The 21,533-nt window shown below is 73.1% G+C and carries 15 protein-coding genes; 11 read left to right on the forward strand and 4 right to left on the reverse strand.

The genetic code is table 11. The features are described 5' to 3' along the window. The first annotated feature begins 133 nt into the window (after positions 1–133). The 3 genes from OHB09_RS23665 to OHB09_RS23675 are packed head-to-tail and all read left to right on the forward strand — an operon-like array spanning position 134 to position 3,644. On the forward strand, positions 134–2,392 hold the full coding sequence (locus OHB09_RS23665) for an MMPL family transporter (RefSeq protein WP_319118545.1): 2,259 nt from the start codon (positions 134–136) through the stop codon (positions 2,390–2,392). Further along, positions 2,370–2,954: a GNAT family N-acetyltransferase gene (locus OHB09_RS23670; RefSeq protein ID WP_093598405.1), complete on the forward strand. Its 585-nt coding sequence runs from the start codon at positions 2,370–2,372 to the stop codon at positions 2,952–2,954. Before OHB09_RS23665 ends, OHB09_RS23670 begins: the two co-directional genes overlap by 23 nt. A gap of 36 nt (positions 2,955–2,990) precedes the next feature. After that, positions 2,991–3,644 carry a hypothetical protein gene (locus OHB09_RS23675; protein WP_191853341.1) on the forward strand — a complete coding sequence of 218 codons (654 nt, stop codon included), beginning with the start codon at positions 2,991–2,993 and terminating at the stop codon, positions 3,642–3,644. A 45-nt stretch (positions 3,645–3,689) separates the two neighbouring features. Here OHB09_RS23675 and OHB09_RS23680 read toward each other — a convergent pair whose 3' ends face one another. Then, entirely contained in the window at positions 3,690–4,844 is a 1,155-nt protein-coding gene (locus OHB09_RS23680) for a PQQ-dependent sugar dehydrogenase (protein WP_093598408.1), read from the reverse strand. A 160-nt stretch (positions 4,845–5,004) separates the two neighbouring features. After that, on the reverse strand, positions 5,005–6,003 hold the full coding sequence (locus OHB09_RS23685; RefSeq protein WP_006139661.1) for an aldo/keto reductase: 999 nt from the start codon (positions 6,001–6,003) through the stop codon (positions 5,005–5,007). 74 nt (positions 6,004–6,077) lie between these two features. On the opposite strand from OHB09_RS23685, the gene OHB09_RS23690 reads away from it, so the two are divergent. The 6 genes from OHB09_RS23690 to serA all read left to right on the forward strand — a co-directional run bounded on the left by OHB09_RS23690 (position 6,078) and on the right by serA (position 16,590). Then, positions 6,078–7,046 (forward strand): 2-hydroxyacid dehydrogenase, encoded by a 969-nt coding sequence (locus OHB09_RS23690; RefSeq protein ID WP_234527985.1) that lies wholly within the window; start codon positions 6,078–6,080, stop codon positions 7,044–7,046. Between the two features lie 461 nt (positions 7,047–7,507). Continuing rightward, the gene (locus tag OHB09_RS23695) at positions 7,508–10,795 is read left to right on the forward strand and encodes a putative bifunctional diguanylate cyclase/phosphodiesterase (protein ID WP_407077344.1); all 3,288 of its coding nucleotides are present in this window, start codon (positions 7,508–7,510) and stop codon (positions 10,793–10,795) included. 264 nt (positions 10,796–11,059) lie between these two features. Further along, the gene (locus tag OHB09_RS23700; protein ID WP_086010938.1) at positions 11,060–12,925 is read left to right on the forward strand and encodes an acetolactate synthase large subunit; all 1,866 of its coding nucleotides are present in this window, start codon (positions 11,060–11,062) and stop codon (positions 12,923–12,925) included. Positions 12,926–12,976: 51 nt separating this feature from the next. Further along, on the forward strand, positions 12,977–13,504 hold the full coding sequence (ilvN, locus tag OHB09_RS23705; protein WP_006139657.1) for an acetolactate synthase small subunit: 528 nt from the start codon (positions 12,977–12,979) through the stop codon (positions 13,502–13,504). Between the two features lie 183 nt (positions 13,505–13,687). Next, a complete protein-coding gene (gene ilvC, locus OHB09_RS23710) occupies positions 13,688–14,686 on the forward strand; it encodes a ketol-acid reductoisomerase (protein ID WP_006139656.1) in 999 nt (332 codons plus the stop codon). Positions 14,687–15,000: 314 nt separating this feature from the next. Beyond that, positions 15,001–16,590 (forward strand): phosphoglycerate dehydrogenase, encoded by a 1,590-nt coding sequence (gene serA, locus OHB09_RS23715; RefSeq protein WP_006139654.1) that lies wholly within the window; start codon positions 15,001–15,003, stop codon positions 16,588–16,590. Between the two features lie 118 nt (positions 16,591–16,708). Here serA and OHB09_RS23720 read toward each other — a convergent pair whose 3' ends face one another. After that, positions 16,709–18,367, reverse strand: a complete 1,659-nt coding sequence (locus tag OHB09_RS23720; protein WP_328922505.1) for an MFS transporter — start codon at positions 18,365–18,367, stop codon at positions 16,709–16,711. Positions 18,368–18,490: 123 nt separating this feature from the next. On the opposite strand from OHB09_RS23720, the gene OHB09_RS23725 reads away from it, so the two are divergent. Further along, positions 18,491–19,105, forward strand: coding sequence for a TetR/AcrR family transcriptional regulator (locus OHB09_RS23725; RefSeq protein ID WP_234527996.1), 615 nt, complete (start codon positions 18,491–18,493; stop codon positions 19,103–19,105). A gap of 16 nt (positions 19,106–19,121) precedes the next feature. Here the strand turns inward: OHB09_RS23725 and OHB09_RS23730 are convergent, their stop codons facing one another. Continuing rightward, positions 19,122–20,261: a PucR family transcriptional regulator gene (locus OHB09_RS23730; protein ID WP_328923052.1), complete on the reverse strand. Its 1,140-nt coding sequence runs from the start codon at positions 20,259–20,261 to the stop codon at positions 19,122–19,124. 321 nt (positions 20,262–20,582) lie between these two features. On the opposite strand from OHB09_RS23730, the gene OHB09_RS23735 reads away from it, so the two are divergent. After that, entirely contained in the window at positions 20,583–21,509 is a 927-nt protein-coding gene (locus tag OHB09_RS23735) for a proline dehydrogenase family protein (RefSeq protein ID WP_006139649.1), read from the forward strand. Positions 21,510–21,533: the final 24 nt, after the last annotated feature.

The following is a 21,533-nucleotide window of genomic DNA, read 5'->3' on the forward strand; positions in this document are numbered from 1 at the left end:
CCACTATCACGACAAACGATCATTTCCACCTGCAACAGTGAACGAGCAGCGTTCAAGCGTTCTTTGCGGGTCATTCGTTTTATTCCAGGTTGACTTCGGGCAAAGAAGCACACACCCCCCAGGGAGTACGCCCGTGGCAGCCCTCGCACGTTGGTGTGTCCGGCGGCGTCTCGCCGCCCTCCTGCTCTGGCTGACGGTCTTCGCGGGCGTCTTCACGACCGCGACGGTCGTAGGAGCCGCCTACTCCAACGACTACGGAGTCTCCGGCACCGAGTCGAGCCAGGCCGCCCATCTGCTCCGCGAGGGATTCCCCGGAGCCGACGGGGACACCGACACCGTCGTCTGGCACACCACCGACGGCACCGTGCGCGACGCCGACGTCGCCCAGACCATGACCCGCACCCTGGACCGGCTCGCCGATCTGCCCGGCATCGCCTCCGTCACCGGCCCCTACGAGAACGGCCGCGGCGGGCAGATCAGCGGCGACGGCCGCACCGCCTACGCCACCGTCACCTTCGACAGCCCCTCGCAGCGGATATCCGAGGGCGAGGCGCGGGCCTTCGTCGACACCGCCGAGTCCGCCGGGACCGAGGGACTGCGGATCGCCCTCGGCGGCAGCGCCGTCTCCCTCACCCAGTCCGCGGACGGGCACCTCGCCGAGATCGTCGGCGTGGTCGTCGCCGCCGCCGTGCTGCTCCTCGCCTTCGGCTCGCCCGCCGCCGCCCTCCTCCCGATCGCCACCGCGCTCGTCGGCGTCGGCACCGCCTACGCCGGCATCGAACTCCTCGGCCACGTCATGACCGTGGCCGACTTCGCGCCCATGCTCGGCATGCTGGTCGGACTCGGCGTCGGCATCGACTACGCGCTGTTCATCGTCACCCGGCACCGCAGGGGCCTCAAACGCGGGCTGACCGTCGCCGAGGCGGCCCAGGACGCCGTCGCCACCACCGGACGCGCGGTCGTCTTCGCCGGCGCGACGGTGTGCATCGCGCTGCTCGGCATGCTCATCCTGCGGCTCGACTTCCTCAACGGCGTCGCCGTCGCCGCCGCGCTGACCGTGCTCCTCACCGTCGCCGCCTCCGTGACCCTGCTGCCCGCCCTGCTGTCCTTCACCGGCATGCGGGCGCTCAGCCGCCGCGAACGCCGGCGCCTGGCCGAACACGGGCCCGAACCCGAGGTGCCCACCGGGTTCGCCGCCCGCTGGTCCGCCTTCGTCGAACGGCACCCCAGGCTCCTCGGCGCCCTCGCCCTCCTCGTCATGGCGGTCCTCGCCCTGCCCACCCTCTCCCTGCGCCTGGGCACCTCCGACGCCGGCACCGACCCGGCGCGGACCACCACCCGGCAGGCCTACGACCTCCTCGCCGAGGGCTTCGGCCCCGGCGTCAACGGCCCGCTCACCCTCGTCACCCACCTCGACGACGCCGAGGACCGGCTGGTTTTGGACAACCTCGCCGCCACCCTGCGCACCACGCCCGACGTCGCCTCCGTCTCCCCGGTGACCTACAACCCGGCCGGGACCACCGCCCACCTCACCCTGATCCCCGAGTCGGCCCCGCAGTCCGCGCGCACCAGCGACCTCGTCGAGCGGCTGCGCACCGAGGTGCTGCCCCGCGCCGAGTCCGGCACCGGCCTCGACGTGAAGGTCGGCGGGGTCACCGCCGGGTACGACGACTTCGCGGGCGTCGTCGTCGCCAAGCTCCCCCTCTTCGTCGGCGTGGTGATCGGCCTCGGCTGCGTCCTGCTGCTGCTCGCCTTCCGCTCCCTCGCCATCCCGCTCAAGGCCGCCGCGATGAACGTCGCCGCGGTGGCCGCCGCCTTCGGCGTCGTCACCGCCGTCTTCCAGTGGGGCTGGGGCAGCGAACTCCTCGGCCTCGGCGGGGCCGGGCCGATCGAGCCCTTCCTCCCCGTGATCATGGTCTCGGTGCTGTTCGGGCTCTCCATGGACTACCAGGTCTTCCTGGTCAGCCGGATGTACGAGGAGTGGCTGGAGACCGGGGACAACCGGCGCGCGGTCCGCGTGGGCCTCGCCGAGACCGGCCGGGTCATCAACTCCGCCGCCGTCATCATGATCTCCGTCTTCCTCGCCTTCGTCCTCAGCGGCGACCGGACGATCGCCATGTTCGGCATCGCGCTCGCCGCCGCCGTGGCCCTCGACGCGTTCGTCCTGCGCACGCTCCTCGTCCCCGCCCTCATGCACCTGCTCGGCAAGGCCAACTGGTGGCTGCCGCGCGGCCTGGAGTCCCGCCTGCCCCACCTGAGCATCGAGCCCCCCGAGTGCCGTGCGACACTGCCTGCGGTCCCCGGGCGCGGCACGGACGACGCCGCGCTCGCGGAGGCGGTGGACGCACTGGTGAAGGAGCGGCGGGACGATGTACGCGACATCCCTGGGTGAGGACGCCGAGCTGCGCCCCCTGGAGCCCTGGCACGCCGAGGAGTTCCTCGCGCACCTCGACCGCGGGCGCGAGTACATCGGGCAGCACATCCCCTTCGGCACCCGCGAGACGGACGTCGACTCCGCGCGGGAGCTGCTCACGACGTTCGCCCACCGGCGCGCCGAGGACGCCGGCGGCCTGCACGGCATCTGGTACCGGGGGCGGCTCGTGGGCGGTGTGCTGTTCCGCACGTTCGACGCGGTCCAGGGCACCGCCGAGGCGGGCTGCTGGCTGGAACCGGCGGCGGTCGGCCGGGGACTGGTCACCCGGGGCGTACGCGTGCTCCTCGGCTGGGCGTTTGACGAGCGAGGCATCCACCGTGTGGAGTGGCGGGCGTCGTCCGCCAACACCCCCAGCATCAACGTGGCGCGACGGCTGGGCATGCGCCGGGACGGCGTACTGCGCGGAAACAACCTCTACCGGGGCGCGCGGCAGGACCTCGAGGTGTGGTCCCTGCTCGCCCCCGAATGGCGGGCGGCACGTACCGAGGCCGCCGCAAAGGACAGTGGGAGCCCTCGTTAAGAGACCTCTCAGAGAGCGTACGTACGGTGCGGAGATATGGGATCCAAGACAGTTGACGAGGCCGGGGCGACCGTGACCGGCGCCGAGGCGAAGACCGCTGACGGCACTGCCGCGGACGGCACGGCCGAGGACGGGGCGGCGACGCCGCCCGCGCCCTCCGAGGAGACGGCCGCCGCCGAGCAGGGCACGGGGGACGCCGCGACGGACCTCACCGAGGCCGAAGCCGGGCAGCCGGCGGAGTCCGCGGATGCCACGGACTCCACGGACGTCGCCGGGGACCCCGAGGCCGCCGGCACCACCGGGGTCGGCCAGGGCGCCGGGGCCGTGGTCTCCGCCGCCCTCGGCGTGGTCTCGCTCACCGGGGGCTGGGTCGGCACGGTGGCCTCCGCCCGCGAGACGCTCGTCGGGCAGCTCCGGACCTCCTCCTCGGCGAGTGTCGCCACGCAGATCAAGGAGGTCTACGGCGACGCCTGGCACGCCGCCGCGCTGTGGGGCGGCTTCTTCGCGCTGCTCGCGCTGGTCGTGGGCGTCGTCGTCCTCGCCCGCCCCGCCTTCGGCACCCCGGGCCCGCCGCAGGCTGCCTGGATCAAGTCGGTGGCCTGGGGCGGCATCGCCCTCGGCGTCCTCGGCCTGCTGCTCGCGGTCGCCAAGTACACGGACATCCTGCTCGGCCTGCCCTCGGCGGGCTGACCGGGTCCCGGGCGCCGGCGGCCGGACCTCCTCGACGCGCGGGTCCTATGTGACCCGCAGCTCCAGGATCCGGTCGTCGCCCTTGGCGGGGTCACCGCGGCCGTCCGTGTTGCTCGTGGTGACCCAGAGCTTCCCCCCGCCGGCCGCGACCACCGTGCGCAGCCGGCCGTACTCGCCCTTCAGGAAGGGCTGTGGCTCCGCCGAGGCCTTCGTGCCGTCGAGGGGGATCCGCCACAGGCGCTCGCCCCGCAGGCCGGCCATCCAGATCGACCCCTCGGCGTACGCGATGCCGCTGGGGGAGGCCTGGTCGGTGTGCCACTGGGCGAGCGGGTCGCGGTACTTCGGGCCGCCCCCCTTGCCCTCCGCCTCCGGCCAGCCGTAGTTCGCGCCGGGCTCGATCGCGTTCAGCTCGTCCCAGGTGTCCTGGCCGAACTCCGCGGCGAACAGCCGCTGCTCCCCGTCCCAGGCCAGACCCTGGACGTTGCGGTGACCGTAGGTGTACACGACCGAGTCGTCGAAGGGGTTGCCCGGGGCCGGCTCGCCGTCCGGGGTCATCCGCAGGATCTTGCCGCCGAGCGACTTCCGGTCCTGGGCCGGCTGCCGCTCCCCGGACTCGCCGGTGCCCACGTACAGCATCTTGTCCGGCCCGAACGCGATCCGGCCGCCGTTGTGGATGAGGCCCTTGGGGATGCCCTTGAACACCGTGTCGGGGGCGCCGAGCTGCTCCCCGGCCGGCTTCTCCGGGTCGTACAGCATGCGGGCGACGCGGTTGTCGGAATCGGTCGTGAAGTAGGCGTACACCAGGTGGTCGGAGGCGTACGCGGGGGAGAGGGCGAGGCCCAGCAGACCGCCCTCGCCGTCGGCGGCGACGCCGGGGACGGCGCCCAGCGTGGTCTTCTTCCCGGTCTTCTCGTCGACTCGGGTGATCGTGCCCTCGTCCCGGGAGGACACGAGGATTCCGCCGCCCCCGGGCAGCGGGGCCAGCCCCCAGGGCGTGTTCAGGCCCTCGGCGACGGTGCGCAGCACTTTCACCGAGCCCTTGGCGGGCGGCGTGTGCTCCGCACGCGCGGAGGGACCGCCCGTGCGGCTCGCGGAGGCGCTTGTACCGGTGTCCTCCGGTGCGCCGGAGCCGCCGGAGCAGCCCGCCGTCAGCAGGAGGGCGGCGACCGCCAGCGCGGCCGCGGTGGGTCGAGAGCGCACGAGGGGGTCCCTTCGCCGGGGCTTCGCGGCACAGCCGCGCCGTGAGGGGAAGCGTACGTCGCCGGGCGGGGCGCCCGCCGCCGCTCGCAGCCGCCGGGCGGGGTGAACGGACCGCGCGTGAGGGGGTGTTCGCGGGCGCGGACGCCCCCGGGTCCCGTGCTCAGTCCCAGGACCCCTGCGCGGCGGGAAGGGCCGCCACCTCCGCCAGGTCCTCCCCGGTCAGGCGCACCTCGGCCGCCGCCGCGTTCTCCGCCGCCCAGCGGGACCGCTTCGTGCCCGGCACCGGGACCACGTGCGGACCCTGGGCGAGCGTCCAGGCCAGGGCCACCTGCGCGGCGCTCACCTCCTCGCCGTGCCGACGGGCGATCCGCCGCAGACCGGCCACGATCGGCTGGTTCGCCGCCATCATCTCGGCGGTGAAGCGCGGGTGCCGGGCCCGCAGGTCGTCCGGCTCGAAGCCCTCGCCCGGGCGCAGCGTCCCGGTCAGGAAGCCGTTGCCCAGCGGCATCGCCGCCAGGAACCCCACCCCGCGCGCCGCGCACCACGGCAGCAGCGTACGCAGCGCCTCGGGCGACCACACCGACAGCTCCGCCTGGACCGCGGTGACCGGGAACACCTGCTGCACCCGCTCCAGTTGCCGCACCGTCCCCTCGTACAGCCCCGCCCGCGAGCGCCGGCCGCCCCGGACGTCCATCGCGCACAGCCCCAGCGCCCGCACCTTCCCGGCGCGCACCAGGTCGGCCATCGCGCCCCAGGTCTCCTCCACGGGCACCTCGGGGTCCGCGCGGTGCAGCTGGTACAGGTCGATGACGTCCGTCTGCAGCCGCCGCAGCGAGGCGTCGCAGGCCCGCCGCACGTATCCGGGACGGCCGTTGGCCACGATGTGCTGCTCACCGGCCAGCAGCCCCACCTTCGTCGACACGAAGGCGTCCGCGCGCCGCTCCTTGAGCACCCGGCCCACCAGCAGCTCGTTGGTGAACGGCCCGTACATGTCCGCCGTGTCGAGCAGCGTCACCCCGGCGTCCAGCGCCCGGTGGAGCGCCCGCACCGACTCCTCGCCCCGCTGCCGCGAAGTGGTGTACGCCCAGCTCATCGGCATGCACCCGAGCCCGACGGCCCCCACCCGCAGTGCCGCCGCGCCCATCGTCCTGCGCTCCACCTGGCCGTACCCTCCCTGTCCCGGCCCACCAACCTAACCGTTCCCGCGCACACGAGTTCGCATAGCCTCCTGGCATGAGCGACGACGTGTGGCTTCCCATCCGGCCCGAGGAGATCCCGCAGCTCCCCGAGGGGTTCCGCTACCTGTTCTGGGACGGGGGCGAGGACGGCCGGCAGCCGTTCCCCGGCGACCCCGCCGACTGCGTGGCGTACGTCGTGCCGTACATGAAGCCGCACGCCGTGCGCGTGAGGCCGCTGGAGGCGCTGCGCACCGTGCGCCTGGTGCAGACCCTCACCGCCGGCGTCGACGACGTGGCCGGCCCGGTGTCCGCGCTGCCGCCCGGCGTGCGGCTGTGCAACGCCCGCGGCGTGCACGAGGCGAGCACCGCCGAGCTCGCGCTCACCCTGACCCTCGCCTCGCTGCGCGGCGTCCCCGGCTTCGTCCGCGCCCAGGACGAGGGGAACTGGGCGGGCGGCTTCCGCCCCGCGCTCGCCGACCGGTCCGTGCTGATCGTCGGCTACGGGTCCATCGGCAGCGCCATCGAGGACCGGCTCGTACCGTTCGAGGTCGCGCGGGTCGCACGCGTCGCACGCTCCGCGCGCACGACGGCGCGCGGCCCGGTGCATCCGATCGCCGCCCTGCCCGAACTGCTCCCGGAGGCGGACGTGGTGATGCTGGTGACCCCGCTCACCGAGGAGACGAGGGGACTGGCCGACGCCGAGTTCCTGGCCCGCATGAAGGACGGCGCGCTGCTGGTCAACGTGGGGCGCGGGCCCGTCGTCGACACCAAGGCGCTGCTCACGGAGGTGGAGACCGGCCGGATCACCGCCGCGCTCGACGTCACCGACCCCGAACCCCTGCCCCCGGGCCACCCGTTGTGGTCCGCCCCCGGCGTGCTGATCAGCCCGCACGTCGGCGGCCCCACCTCGGCATTCCTGCCCCGTGCGAAGCGGCTGCTGACCGACCAGCTCACCCGGCTGGTGAACCGGGAACCGCTGCGCAACGTGGTCCTTACCACGGGTGACCGACCGGGCCGCGGGTGACGGATCGGGCCGCCGGGCGCGCCGGGTGACCGGCCGTCCGGCCGTTCCGGGGCGCACGACCAGCGCGTTCGGCGCCCGCGGCGCGCGCCGACTCCGCTTCGCGCACGCTCCGCAGCCCTCCGGACGCGGCCCGTGCGCACATCGGCCCTGGTCGTCACGGAGCGTAGAGAGACTATGTCCCTGAGTGACCATCCTGGTGTATCGTCCCGACAGGGGGTGGCGCCGCGCACGTTCGGCGCCCGGGCACGAGGGAACGACCAGGACTTGGGACTCCGAGGGGGGCGACGGACGATGCACGGCCGGACCACCATCACCGATCCGACGCGACGGGCCGAACGCCGACGAACCATGCGCGCGGCGCCACCGGGCCACGCGCGCGGCGGCCCGCACCACCGCGGGCCCGCCTCCCGCAGGCGCCACGTACACCGGCGGAACCGCGGAGCCGCCCCGACCCGGACCGGGTGGGACCGGTGAGCTCGCCCGGAGCCCTGCCGCTCCGCCGCCGGGCGCCCCGCGGCCGCCCGAGTCCGGTCCCGCAGCTCCTCCTCGCCCTGCTCTGCGCGGGATACGCCGTCGGCGCCGCACTCGGCTGGGGCTCGCAGCGGCTCGCCCTGTTCATGGGTGACTTCGGGCTCAGCGTCGCGGCCGGCGCCGCCGCCGTCTCCTGCCTGCTGCGCGCACGCTCCCGCCGCAGCCGCTTTCGACCCGCCTGGCTGCTGTTCTCCCTCTCCTCCACCATGGCCGCCCTCGGCAACGGCGTCTGGGGCTGGTACGAGGTCGTCCTCGACCGCCCGGTGCCCAGCCCGAGTTGGGCGGACCTGTTCTTCCTCTGCTTCGCGCCGCCCGCCATCGTCGGCCTGCTCGTGCTCGCCAAACGGCCTGTGACCAGGGCCGGCTGGGTGTGCCTCGCCCTGGACGCCTGGCTCATCGGCGGCTCGCTGCTCACCCTCTCGTGGAGCCTCGCGCTCGCCCAGGCCGCCCGGTTCGACGGACCGAGCGTCGCCCACACCGCGCTCTCGCTCGCCTACCCGCTGCTCGACATCGCCCTGGTGAGCATGGTGCTCGCGCTGCACTTCCGGCGCTCCGCGGTGAACCGCTCCGCCGTCAACACCGCGATCGGCGCCCTCGGCCTGACCGTCGTGTGCGACGCCCTGTTCACCTCACCACTGCTGCACAGCGCCTACCACTCCGGCCAACTGCTCGACGCGGGCTGGTTCTCCGGCTCCCTGCTCCTCGCCTACGCCCCCTGGGTCGGCAGCCGCACCGACGAGGGGTACGGCGAGCCGCACACCCGGGTGGTGCACGCCCACGTGCCCGCCCTCGGCGGGCAGGCCCACGAACACACCAGGACCGCACTCCCGCCGGAGCACACCAGGACGGCGGCCTCGCGGGACGGCAGGACCGGCTCCCTCCAGGACCGGCTCCCGCCCGCACACCACCGCCCGGCATCCGCACCCCCCGCGCCGCCCCACCCCGCCGGCCCCGGGCATCCGTACCCGCACCCGTTCCCGGCGGAGCCCGTGCCCGGCCGCTACCCGGTCACCCGCCCCCTCACCGGCTCGCTCGCCGCCCTCACGCCCTACCTGGCCGCCGCCGTCTGCACCCTGGGCATCCTCTACAACCTCCTCGACGGCCGCAGCGTCGACCGGGTCGTGCTGCTCACCGCCGGGGCCGTCGTGCTCGCCCTGCTGGTCCGCCAGGGCATCATGCTGCGCGACAACATCACGCTGACCCACGAACTGGCCCAGAAGGAGAACCACTTCCGCTCCCTGGTCCAGGGCTCCAGCGACGTCATCATGATCGCCGCGCCCAGCGGCATCCTGCGCTACGTCTCCCCGGCCGCCGCCGGGGTCTACGGACGCCCCGCGGAGGAACTGGTCGGGACCGAACTCGCCGGGCTCATCCACCCCGAGGACCTCGGCTGCGTCGTCCACGAGGTCCGCCGCTTCCTCGCGGCCAGCCCCCTGGAGGAGCCCACCACCCGCATCGAGTGCCGCTTCCGCTCCGGCGGTGGGGGCACCTCCCGCTCATGGGGGTCCCCACGCTCGAGCGAAGCCGAGAGTGGGGGAGGAGCCGAGAGCGGGGGAGGCTGGCTCAACGTCGAGTCCACCGTCAGCCGCCACCACGGCGGCCTCATCTTCAACAGCCGGGACGTCACCGAGCGGGTCCGCCTCCAGGCCCAGTTGCAGCACAACGCCGAACACGACCCGCTCACCGACCTGCCCAACCGCGCCCTGTTCACCCGGCGTGTGCAGCAGGCGCTCTCCGGGCGCCGCGCCTCCGACCGGGGCCCCGCCCTGCGCGGCACGGCGGTGCTCTTCATCGACCTCGACGGCTTCAAGGCCGTCAACGACACCATCGGCCACCAGGCGGGGGACGAGCTGCTCGTCCAGGCCGCCCGCCGGCTGCAGGACTCCCTCAGACAGGGCGACACCGCCGCCCGGCTCGGCGGGGACGAGTTCGCCGCCCTCATCACCGGCGACGGCACCCGCGAGCACGCCGCGCGGGAGCGCCACATAGAGGAACTCGCCGACCGCCTCCGCGTCGGTCTCTCGCAGCCCTACACCATCGACGGCAACGATGTCCGCGTCGCGGCCTCCATCGGCGTCGCCTTCGCCGAACCCGGGCTCGGCGCGGGCGAGCTGCTGCGCAATGCCGACCTGGCCATGTACCGGGCCAAGGCGGCCGGCAAGAACCGCGTCGAGCTGTACGCGCCCCAGATGCAGCAGGACGTCGTCCGCAAGGCCGAACTGGCCGGCCGGCTGCGGGCCGCGATGCACGACGGCGAGTTCCTGCTGCTGCACCAGCCCGTCGTGGCCCTCGCCGACGGCCGGATCTCCTCGGTCGCCGCCCAGGCCCGCTGGCGCTCCGCCCAGGGCGTGCTGTTCACCCCCGGCGAGTACGTCCGTGTCACCGAGGGGGGCGAAACGGTCGCCGGACTGTGCCGGGACCTGCTCGAACGGGCCGTCACCCAGGCCGCCGAGCGCACCGCGTCCGGAATCCCCGTACCCGTCACCGTCCGCCTCGCCGCCCGGCGGCTCCTCGACCGCACCCTGCCGCCCGGCTCCGTCGAGTCACTGCTCACCCGGCACGGACTCGCCTCCGGCGCCCTGATCCTGGAACTGACCGAGATCGACGCCCGGGTGCCGCTGGAGGAGCTGGAACGCCGTCTCGGCGCCCTGCGCCGGCTCGGGGTCCGGATCGCCCTGGACGGCGTGGGCAGCGGACAGACGACGATCGCGGCGCTGCGCCGCCTCCCCGTCGACATCCTCCGGCTCGACCGTGTGCTGGTCGAGGGGGTCGTGGAGTCGGCCAGACTCCACAAGATCACCAGCGGGCTGCTGCGGATCGCCACCGACCTGGGGCTGCAGACCGTGGCCGACGGGGTGGACCTGCCCGAGCAGGTCGTCACCCTGCGCGCCATGGGCTGCACCCACGGGCAGGGCCTGGTCTTCTCCGGGCCGCTGGACGAGTACCGGCTGCGCCGGGCACTCACCCGCGGCCACTACCCGGTGCCGCACGGCCCGGCCGAGTCCGTCCTCGCGGGCAGCGGCGCGGGCGTGTTCGGGGGCCCGGTCCCGACGGTCCTGCGCGGCCCCGCCACGGCCGCCTCCCGGACCGCCGCGGCCCTCGGCGGCACGACCACCGCGCTCGGCGGCACGACCGCCGGGCTCGGCGGCGGCACCGCGGTCCTCGGCGGCGGTACCGCCCTCCGACCACATGATGAGACGCCCGTCCCACCCACTTGACAGTCGGTGCGCCCCGGAGAGAGGGTCAGTTCCATGCGCACCCGAATTCTCGTACTTGGACAGCGCGTCGGCTGAAGCTGGGCCCGACCGGACCATCATCCGGAATCCCCAGCGACCGTACCCGGCGCGCTCCCCTCGCTTGCCTCCTGGCACGAGGGGTTTTTTGTTGCACGGGCACCTGCCGCACCGCAGTCGCCGTAGCCGCCATAGTCGACGGATCGCACGAACCTCGCAAAAACCCTCAGCATCGAGAAGAGAATGCCGATGACCGAGCAGGCCTCCGGGGCACACCATCCGCAGCCGCGGCCCCGTTCCTCCGGACCGCAGACGTCCGCCCCCGAGCAGGTGACGGGCGCGCAGTCCCTCATCCGCTCGCTCGAGGAGGTCGGCGCCGACACGGTATTCGGCATTCCCGGCGGCACCATCCTGCCGGCGTACGACCCGATGATGGACTCCACCAGGGTCCGGCACGTCCTGGTCCGCCACGAGCAGGGCGCGGGGCACGCCGCCACCGGGTACGCGCAGGCCACCGGCAAGGTCGGCGTCTGCATGGCGACCTCGGGCCCCGGTGCCACCAACCTGGTCACCCCGCTGGCCGACGCCAACCTCGACTCCGTGCCGCTGGTCGCGATCACCGGCCAGGTGGTGTCCTCCGCGATCGGCACGGACGCCTTCCAGGAGGCGGACATCGTCGGCATCAGCATGCCGATCACCAAGCACAGCTGGCTGGTCACCAAGGCCGAGGACATCCCCCGAGTGATCGCCCAGGCCTTCCACGTCGCCTCGACCGGGCGTCCCGGCCCCGTCCTGGTCGACATCCCGAAGGACATCCTCCAGGCGAAGACCACCTTCTCCTGGCCGCCGGTGCTGGACCTGCCCGGCTACCGCCCGGTCACCAAGCCGCACGCCAAGCAGATCCGCGAGGCGGCCAAGCTGCTCGGCGCCGCGAAGCGGCCCGTCCTCTACGTGGGGGGCGGCGTGATCAAGGCGGGCGCCAGCGCCGAGCTGAAGGTCCTCGCCGAACTCACCGGAGCACCCGTCACCACCACCCTGATGGGTCTCGGCGCGTTCCCCGACAGCCACCCGCTGCACGTGGGAATGCCGGGCATGCACGGTGCGGTCACCGCCGTCACCGCGCTGCAGAAGGCCGACCTGATCGTCGCCCTGGGCGCCCGCTTCGACGACCGCGTCACCGGCAGGCTGGACAGCTTCGCCCCGCACGCCAAGATCGTTCACGCCGACATCGACCCCGCCGAGATCGGCAAGAACCGCGCGGCCGACGTGCCGATCGTCGGGGACGCCCGCGAGGTCCTGGCCGACCTGATCCAGGCCGTCCAGAAGGAGCACGCCGAGGGCTCGCAGGGCGAGGCCGCCGCGCACAAGTACGCGGGCTGGTGGAAGGACCTCAACCGCTGGCGCGAGACCTACCCGCTCGGCTACGACCTGCCCGAGGACGGCTCGCTCTCCCCCCAGCAGGTCATCGAGCGCATCGGGCAACTCGCCCCCGAGGGAACGATCTTCACGGCGGGCGTCGGCCAGCACCAGATGTGGTCCGCGCACTTCATCAAGTACGAGAAGCCCGCCACCTGGCTCAACTCCGGCGGCGCCGGAACGATGGGCTACGCGGTCCCGGCCGCGATGGGTGCCAAGGCCGGCCGGCCGGAGCGCACCGTCTGGGCGATCGACGGCGACGGCTGCTTCCAGATGACCAACCAGGAACTCACCACCTGCGCCCTGAACAACATCCCGATCAAGGTGGCCATCATCAACAACGGCGCCCTCGGGATGGTCCGCCAGTGGCAGACCCTGTTCTACAACCAGCGGTACTCCAACACGGTCCTGCACTCCGGCCCGCACGACGTCAACCCGGACGCCAAGGGCACCCGCGTCCCCGACTTCGTGAAGCTGGCCGAGGCGATGGGCTGCTACTCCATCCGCTGCGAGCGCCCCGAGGACCTGGACAAGGCCATCGAGGAGGCCAACTCGATCAACGACCGTCCCGTGGTCGTGGACTTCATCGTCCACGAGGACGCCATGGTGTGGCCGATGGTCGCCGCCGGCACGTCCAACGACGAGATCATGGCCGCCCGGGACGTCCGTCCCGACTTCGGCGACGGCGAGGACGACTGAGGTCCCGCGCGGGCCACCGGACGTCAGGGACTTCAGGAAGGTACGACCGTCATGTCCACCAAGCACACGCTCTCGGTCCTCGTCGAGAACACCCCGGGCATCCTCGCGCGGATCGCCGCGCTCTTCTCCCGCCGCGGGTTCAACATCGACTCGCTCGCCGTGGGCGTCACCGAGCACCCCGACATCTCCCGCATCACCATCGTGGTGAGCGTGGAGGACCTGCCGCTCGAGCAGGTCACCAAGCAGCTCAACAAGCTCGTCAACGTGCTCAAGATCGTCGAGCTGGAGCCCTCCCAGGCCGTGCAGCGCGAACTCGTCCTGGTGAAGGTCCGCGCCGACAACGAGACGCGCTCCCAGATCACCGAGATCGTCCAGCTCTTCCGCGCCAAGACCGTGGACGTCTCCCCGGAGGCCGTCACCATCGAGGCCACCGGCTCCGGCGACAAGCTCACCGCCATGCTGCGGATGCTGGAGCAGTACGGCATCAAGGAGCTGGTCCAGTCCGGGACGATCGCGATCGGCCGCGGCGCCCGCTCGATCACCGACCGCTCCCTGCGCGCGCTGGACCGCTCCGCCTGACGCCCCCTCAGGCGTCCCCGGGCGGCCGGTACCCCCGGCCGCCCGCCCCCGGCGGTACCCGCGCCCGGTGCCCCGGTACCACTTGCCCGGCACGCCGCCCGCATTACGAGACCCCCCGGCTTCCCGCCCCCGCACCGGCATACGGTGGGACGCAACACCCGCACACCAAGGAGTGAACCGAAAGTGGCCGAGCTGTTCTACGACGCTGACGCCGACCTGTCCATCATCCAGGGCCGCAAGGTCGCGGTCATCGGTTACGGCAGCCAGGGCCACGCCCACGCGCTGTCACTGCGTGACTCGGGTGTCGACGTCCGCGTCGGCCTGCACGAGGGCTCGAAGTCCAAGGCGAAGGCCGAGGAGCAGGGCCTGCGCGTGGTGAGCCCCGCCGAGGCGGCCGCCGAGGCCGACGTCATCATGATCCTCGTGCCGGACCCGATCCAGGCCCAGGTCTACGAGGAGCACATCGCCCCGAACCTGAACGACGGCGACGCGCTGTTCTTCGGCCACGGCCTGAACATCCGCTACGGCTTCATCAAGCCCCCGGCCGGCGTCGACGTCTGCATGGTCGCCCCCAAGGGCCCCGGCCACCTGGTGCGCCGCCAGTACGAGGAGGGCCGCGGCGTGCCCTGCATCGTCGCCGTCGAGCAGGACGCCTCCGGCAACGGCTTCGCGCTGGCCCTGTCCTACGCCAAGGGCATCGGCGGCACCCGTGCGGGCGTCATCAAGACGACCTTCACCGAGGAGACCGAGACCGACCTGTTCGGTGAGCAGGCCGTGCTCTGCGGCGGCACCGCGGCGCTGGTCAAGGCGGGCTTCGAGACGCTCACCGAGGCGGGCTACCAGCCGGAGATCGCCTACTTCGAGTGCATGCACGAGCTGAAGCTCATCGTCGACCTCATGTACGAGGGCGGCCTGGAGAAGATGCGCTGGTCGATCTCCGAGACCGCCGAGTGGGGCGACTACGTCACCGGCCCGCGGATCATCACCGACGCCACCAAGGCCGAGATGAAGAAGGTCCTCGCCGAGATCCAGGACGGCTCCTTCGCCAAGAACTGGATGGACGAGTACCACGGCGGCCTGAAGAAGTACAACGAGTACAAGAAGCAGGACTCCGAGCACCTGCTGGAGACCACGGGCAAGGAGCTGCGCAAGCTCATGAGCTGGGTCAACGAGGACGCGTAAGTCCTCGGGGAGCTGCCGGGGCCGAGGCGCTGGTGCCCGGCCTCCGGCGGCTTCGGCCGGGGCCCTCCGCACGGCCCCGGCCCACCCGTTCTCCCACGGACGGGTGATCCCCCGGACAAGACGCATGACGCCCCCGCGGCGCCACTAGACTGCAGCACCAATACGCGTCAGGCCCACAGCGTCGTGCGTCTTCCACGCGGCCCAGCAACACTGAGGAACTGCGGGCACGTTCCCCTTCCTTCCCCGGCGTTGTTCCCCTCCCACCGCCTGCGGCCGTCGGGACGGCCGTCCGCACTGGACATGTGAGGACTCACGTGAGCTCGAAACCTGTCGTACTCATCGCCGAAGAGCTGTCGCCCGCCACGGTGGACGCGCTGGGCCCGGACTTCGAGATCCGGCACTGCAACGGAGCGGACCGGGCCGAGCTGCTCCCGGCCCTCGCCGACGTCGACGCCGTCCTGATCCGCTCCGCGACGAAGGTCGACGCCGAGGCCGTCGCCGCGGCCGGCCGGCTGAAGGTCGTCGCCCGGGCCGGCGTCGGCCTGGACAACGTGGACGTCTCCGCCGCCACCAAGGCCGGCGTGATGGTCGTCAACGCCCCGACCTCCAACATCGTCACCGCCGCCGAGCTCGCCTGCGGTCTCATCGTCGCCACCGCCCGCAACATCCCGCAGGCCAACGCCGCGTTGAAGAACGGCGAGTGGAAGCGCAGCAAGTACACCGGCGTCGAGCTCGCCGAGAAGACCCTCGGCGTCGTCGGCCTCGGCCGCATCGGCGCCCTGGTCGCGCAGCGCATGTCCGCCTTCGGCATGAAGGTCGTCGCCTACGACCCCTATGTGCAGCCCGCGCGCGCCGCCCAGATGGGCGTGAAGGTCGTGAGCCTCGACGAGCTGCTCGAGGTCTCCGACTTCATCACCGTCCACCTCCCCAAGACCCCCGAGACGCTCGGCCTCATCGGTGCCGAGGCGCTGCGCAAGGTCAAGCCCGGCGTGCGCATCGTCAACGCCGCGCGCGGCGGCATCGTCGACGAGGAGGCGCTGTACGCGGCGCTGAAGGAGGGCCGCGTCGCGGGCGCCGGCCTCGACGTGTACGCCAAGGAGCCCTGCACCGACTCCCCGCTGTTCGAGCTCGACCAGGTCGTCTGCACCCCGCACCTGGGCGCCTCCACCGACGAGGCGCAGGAGAAGGCGGGCATCGCGGTCGCCAAGTCGGTGCGCCTCGCGCTGGCCGGCGAGCTGGTCCCCGACGCGGTCAACGTCCAGGGCGGCGTCATCGCCCAGGACGTCAAGCCGGGCCTGCCGCTCGCCGAGAAGCTCGGCCGCATCTTCACCGCCCTCGCGGGCGAGGTCGCGGTCCGGCTCGACGTCGAGGTGTACGGCGAGATCACTCAGCACGACGTGAAGGTGCTCGAACTGTCCGCGCTCAAGGGCGTGTTCGAGGACGTCGTGGACGAGACGGTGTCCTACGTCAACGCGCCGCTGTTCGCCCAGGAGCGCGGGGTCGAGGTCCGTCTGACCACGAGCTCGGAGGCCACCGACCACCGCAACGTGGTCGTGGTGCGCGGCACGCTCACGGACGGCGAGGAGGTCTCGGTCTCCGGCACGCTGGCCGGTCCGAAGCACCACCAGAAGATCGTCGCGGTCGGCGAGTACGACGTCGACCTCGCGCTCGCCGACCACATGGTCGTGCTGCGCTACGCCGACCGTCCGGGCGTCGTCGGCACGCTGGGCCGTGTGCTCGGCGAGGCGGGCATCAACATCGCCGGCATGCAGGTCTCCCGCGCGGTCGCCGGCGGGGAGGCGCTGGCCGTGCTGACGGTCGACGACACGGTTCCGCCGCATGTGGTCGCGGAACTCGCCGAGGAGATCGGCGCGACCTCGGCCCGCTCGATCAACCTGGTCTGACAGACAGCGCGCCCCGTCCGGCCGGAGTTCACTCCGGCCGGACGGGGCGCACAGGGGCGGCGGGGACGGACCCGGATTGGGTTCCTTCCCCGCCGCCCCTTTTCCGTCTCTTTGCCGGCTACGCCGTCCCGCCGGCCGCGGCCACGTCGCCGCCCACCGCGGGCGCCTCCGGGACCGCGGCGGCCGCGTCCTCACCTGCCGTGCCCGTCTCCCGCTCCACCGCGCCGTCGCCCGTGTCACCGTTCGCCGGGCGCGGGGCGATCCGGACCAGGCGGACCGCCAGGACGGCCGCGGCCAGCAGCGGCACGACCCCGGCGAGGGCCGCCCCGCGCATTCCGTCGACGAACGCCCCGCGCGCCGCCGCGCGGAGAGCCGCCCCCGCGGCCTCCGGCATCCCGTCCGCCACCGCGAGCGCCCCGCCCAGCGTCTGCCGTGCGGCCTCCGGGGACCCGGGTCCCATCCCGTGCCGGTAGACCGCCGTCCCGATCGCCCCGAGGAGCGCCATGCCGAGCGCGCCCCCGAGTTCCGTGCTCGTCTCCATCAGCGAGGACGCCGTCCCGGCCCGCTCCACCGGTGCCGCCCCCATGGCCAGGTCGGTCACCTGCGACATCACCGTGACGATCCCCGAGGCGAGCACCCCCGCACCGGCCAGCACCAGCCACAGCGAGTGGGTCCCGGCGAGCGCCAGCAGCCCGTAGCCGGCGGCGGCCACCACGAAGCCGCCGGTCACGACGTGTGCCCTGGCCACCCCGCGCTGCACCAGCGAGGTCGTCGCCGGGGCCGCCGCCCCGATCAGCACCGAGGGCAGCAGCGACCACAGCGCCGCCTCCAGCGCGCTCCTGCCGAGCACCGACTGCAGGTACTGCGTGGTGAAGTAGGCCGAGCCCAGCATCGCGAAGGAGGCGATCAGGTTCAGCAGCAGCGCGGGCGAGAAGCCGCGGGCCCGCAGCAGCGCCGGCGGGACCAGGGGAGAGGCGGCGCGGCGCTGGCGGTGCACGAACAGCGCGGCGAAGAGCAGGCCGACGGTCACCGAGATCACGTACCGCACGTTCCAGCCCTCGGTGGGGATCTCCTTCAGCCCGTAGACCACCGGCAGTACGGCGGCCAGGGACAGCGGCACGCCGAGGAGGTCGAAGCGGCCGGGCCGCGAGCTGCGCGACTCCGGCAGGAGCAGCGGGCCGAGCATCAGAAGCAGCGCCATCGCGGGCAGGTTGACCAGGAACACCGAACCCCACCAGAAGTACTGCACGAGCACCCCGCTGAGCACCGAGCCGAGCGCGATCCCGCCGGTCATCACGCCGGACCACAGTCCGATCGCCTTCGCCCGCTGCCCGGGGTCGGTGAACATCGTCCGCAGCAGCGCCATCGTCGAGGGCATCAGCGTCGCCCCGCCGAGGCCCAGTACCGCGCGGGCCGCGATGAGCATCCCGGCGCTGTCGGCGTAGGCGGCCACGACCGAGGCCGCGCCGAAGGCCGCCGCGCCGGCCAGCAGCAGCCGGCGGCGGCCGAACCGGTCACCGAGGGCGCCCATGGTCATGAGGAGTCCGGCCAGGACGAAGCCGTAGATGTCGAAGATCCAGAGCTGCTGGGTGCCGCTCGGTTCCAGGTCGGCGCTGATCGCGGGGATGGCGAAGTAGAGGACGGAGACGTCCATGGAGACCAGCAGCAGCGGAAGCATCAGGACGCCCAGGGCGGTCCATTCGCGCCGTCCGGCCCGGCCGCCGTCGGCGGGGGAGTCCGCCGCCGGGTCGTGGTGGTGCGTGCTCTTCGGTGTCATGGCAGGGACTGTACGGACGTATTATACAGGCGTCTAGTACTAATGTTTAATACGCCTGTTCATGGCCTCGGTCGTAGACGCGCGTCATAGACGCCCGTTCATGGCCGGGGCTAGGGTGAGCGCATGGGACACCGTGAGGATCTGCTCGAAGGCGCCAAGCGCTGCCTGCTGGCGAAGGGGTTCGCGGCCACGACGGCCCGGGACATCGTCAAGGAGTCGGGGACCAATCTGGCGTCCATCGGCTACCACTACGGTTCCAAGGACGCGCTCCTGGCCCAGGCGTACGTGGCGCTGGTCGGGGAGGTGTCCGACGCCTTCGAGGGCAGCGAGCGGCTGCTCGCCGACACCCCGCCCGGCTCCCTGGAACGCTTCGAGGCGGTGTGGTCGAACATCATCGCCACCATGCGGGAGCCCGGCTCGATGTGGCGCCTGAGCATCGAGATCGTGGCGATGGGCGATCGCCTGCCCGCCGTCCGCGAGCACCTGGCGAAGGCCCAGCGGGAGGCCATGCGGGCCCTCGTGCCGCTCTTCATGGGCGGGCAGGAGGAGCAGGTGCCCGAGGAGACCGTCGACACCCTCGGCGGCTTCTACTACACCCTGATGATGGGGCTGATCACCCACTACAACTTCGACCCCGACAGCGCCCCCGACGCGGAGGCGCTCACCGCGGGGCTGCGCCGGGTCATCGCCGGAACGGGGACGGGGGCGGGGGAGCGGGCGGGCGGGGGCGGGGGCTGAGCTCCCGCCCCGCTCCTCACAGCCGGCGCGACTTCAGGGCCATGTGCAGCAGCAGGCGGTCCTCGCCGTCGTCCAGGTCCAGGCCCGTGAGCCGCTCCACCCGCGACAGCCGGTAGTACAGCGTCTGGCGGTGGATGCCCAGCTCCGCCGCCGCACGTCCCGCCTGCCCGGCGCAGTCGAGGAACACCTCGGCGGTCCGGGCGAGTTCGCGGTGGGCGGGGGAGAGCAGCTCGCGCACCGCCGGGTCGCGCGCCGTCCTCGGGGGCAGCGCGGTGAGCAGCCGGTACGGGCCGATCGAGGTCCAGGACGCGACGGGGCCGAGGCGCGGCTCGGCCAGCGCGGCCCGGGCCGTCGCCGTGGCCTCCTGCCAGGCGGCGCCCAGCTCGGCGAGGGCACGCCGGGCCACGGCGACCCCGGCGACGGCGGCGGCCGGACCGCCGCCGGGCGCCGCGCGTTCCAGCAGCCGGGCCGCCGCGGCCAGGGCCGGGGCCGGGGCGTCCGGCGAACGCAGCCGGACCAGCAGGGCCAGGCTCTGCCCGGTCGCGCCCCAGGGCACCGTGCACCGCGCCACCGCGCCCGGCACCGTGCGCACCGAGGGGGCGTCGTCCGGGTCGGCCGAGGGCCAGGGCGCCACGCACACCACCGTGTGCACCGCCTCCGCCCGCTCGCCCAGCCCCGTCCGCAGCTCCGCGATCGCCATGTCGCGTCGCCAGCCGTCCTCCGCGGTGAGCACCGCCCGCAGCTCGCGGGTCAGGTCCGCGCGGTGCTGCACCTCGTCGACGAGCAGCGCCCCGATCCGCCCGGTCACCTCCATCGCCGCCGCGAGCTGCGGCTCGGTCGGGCCCGGCTCGCCGTCCAGCAGCCACACATAGCCGAGCACGACACTCCGATGGCGCACCGGCAGGCAGATTCTTCCCCGGTACACGCCCGCCTCGGGGGTCGGCGGGATGCGGACCGGGCCGCTCGCCCGGGTGATGCCGAAACCCTCGAACCAGGCCCGCACGGCGGCGGTGGAGCGCCGGGTCAGGATCGAGCGGGTGCGCACCGGGTCCAGCGCGGAGGCGTCCAGTTCCTCGTCGCTGTCGTAGGCGCCGAAGGCGATCAGCTCGAAGTCCCGGTTCTCCAGCGTCGCGGGGGCGCCGAGCAGCGCGGAGATCTCGTCGACGAGGTCCTGGTAGTCCCCCCGGTGGTCACCGCGGTGCTCGGGCCGGTGCTCCTCGCGGCGCCCGGGCGGGTTCTCCCCGCCGGGGACGCCGCCGGGGTCACTCGTGTGCTCACTGCCCTCGTCCGCCGTCACCCGGACATTGTCCCGCGCTCCGGGCGTCCTTCATACATCTGTCTGAGATCCGGGGCACGGATGCGTGACAGCTGTCGATGGCCGGGGAAGTCGGGAATCCCTAGGTTTCACCGTGGTTCCCCGTGCCGTACCCGGACCGTCGGGCGCGGCTCCCGGCGTGTGTTCTTGTGGAGGTGCCCCGTGCTGGGTCCCGTGATTCTCGCCGCCTCGCGCAGCGACCGACTGCGCCGGCTGGTCTCGGCCGCCCCGGTGACCCGGCCGGTCGTCGACCGGTTCATCCCCGGGGAGAACGTCGACGACATCGTGCCGGTCGTCCGCGAGCTCACCGACAAGGGCCTCGAACTCACCATGGACGTCGTGGGCGAGGACATCACGACCCCCGAGCAGGCCGCCGCCGCGCGCGACGCGTACCTGGAGCTCATCGACCGGCTGAAGCCGATGGAGCTGGGCCGGCGCGCCGAGATGTCCGTCAAGCTGTCGATGTTCGGCCAGGCGCTGCCCGGCGGCCACGAGCTGGCGCTGGCCAACGTCCGCCCGGTCGTCGAGGCCGCCGACGCCATCGGCACCACCGTCACGCTGGACGCCGAGGACCACACCACCCTCGACTCGATGTTCGCCGTCCACGAGGAACTGCGGCGGGACTTCCCCCGGACGGGCTGCGTCATCCAGGCGTACCTCTTCCGCACCGAGGCCGACGCCCGCCGTCTCGCCGCGAGCGGCAGCCGGGTGCGGCTGGTCAAGGGCGCGTACAAGGAGCCGGCCTCGGTCGCGTACCAGGACCGGCACGAGATCGACAAGGCGTACGTCCGCGTGCTGCGGACGCTGATGGAGGGCGAGGGCTACCCGATGGTCGGCTCGCACGACCCGCGCCTCGTCGCCATCGCCCAGGAACTCGCCCGGCGCGCGGGCCGCAAGCAGGACGAGTACGAGTTCCAGATGCTCTACGGCATCCGGAGCGAGGAGCACCTGCGGCTCGCCGCGGAGGGCCACCGCATGCGGGTGTACACCGCGTACGGCACGGACTGGTACGGGTACTTCATGAGGCGGCTCGCGGAGAAGCCGGCCAACCTGCGGTTCTTCGCGAGGAGCGTGGTCGGCAGGGGCTGACCCCGCCCCCGCAGGCCACTCCCG

The organism is Streptomyces griseoaurantiacus, from assembly GCF_036189845.1.
Classification (GTDB): domain Bacteria; phylum Actinomycetota; class Actinomycetes; order Streptomycetales; family Streptomycetaceae; genus Streptomyces; species Streptomyces griseoaurantiacus.

Bases quoted from the DNA above. Each gene is read 5' to 3' on its own strand.
- OHB09_RS23670 (WP_093598405.1), top strand. From the start codon at position 2,370: ATGTACGCGACATCCCTGGGTGAGGACGCCGAGCTGCGCCCCCTGGAG.
- OHB09_RS23675 (WP_191853341.1), top strand. From the start codon at position 2,991: ATGGGATCCAAGACAGTTGACGAGGCCGGGGCGACCGTGACCGGCGCC.
- OHB09_RS23690 (WP_234527985.1), top strand. From the start codon at position 6,078: ATGAGCGACGACGTGTGGCTTCCCATCCGGCCCGAGGAGATCCCGCAG.
- OHB09_RS23700 (WP_086010938.1), top strand. From the start codon at position 11,060: ATGACCGAGCAGGCCTCCGGGGCACACCATCCGCAGCCGCGGCCCCGT.
- ilvN (WP_006139657.1), top strand. From the start codon at position 12,977: ATGTCCACCAAGCACACGCTCTCGGTCCTCGTCGAGAACACCCCGGGC.
- OHB09_RS23720 (WP_328922505.1), bottom strand. From the start codon at position 18,367: ATGACACCGAAGAGCACGCACCACCACGACCCGGCGGCGGACTCCCCC.
- OHB09_RS23725 (WP_234527996.1), top strand. From the start codon at position 18,491: ATGGGACACCGTGAGGATCTGCTCGAAGGCGCCAAGCGCTGCCTGCTG.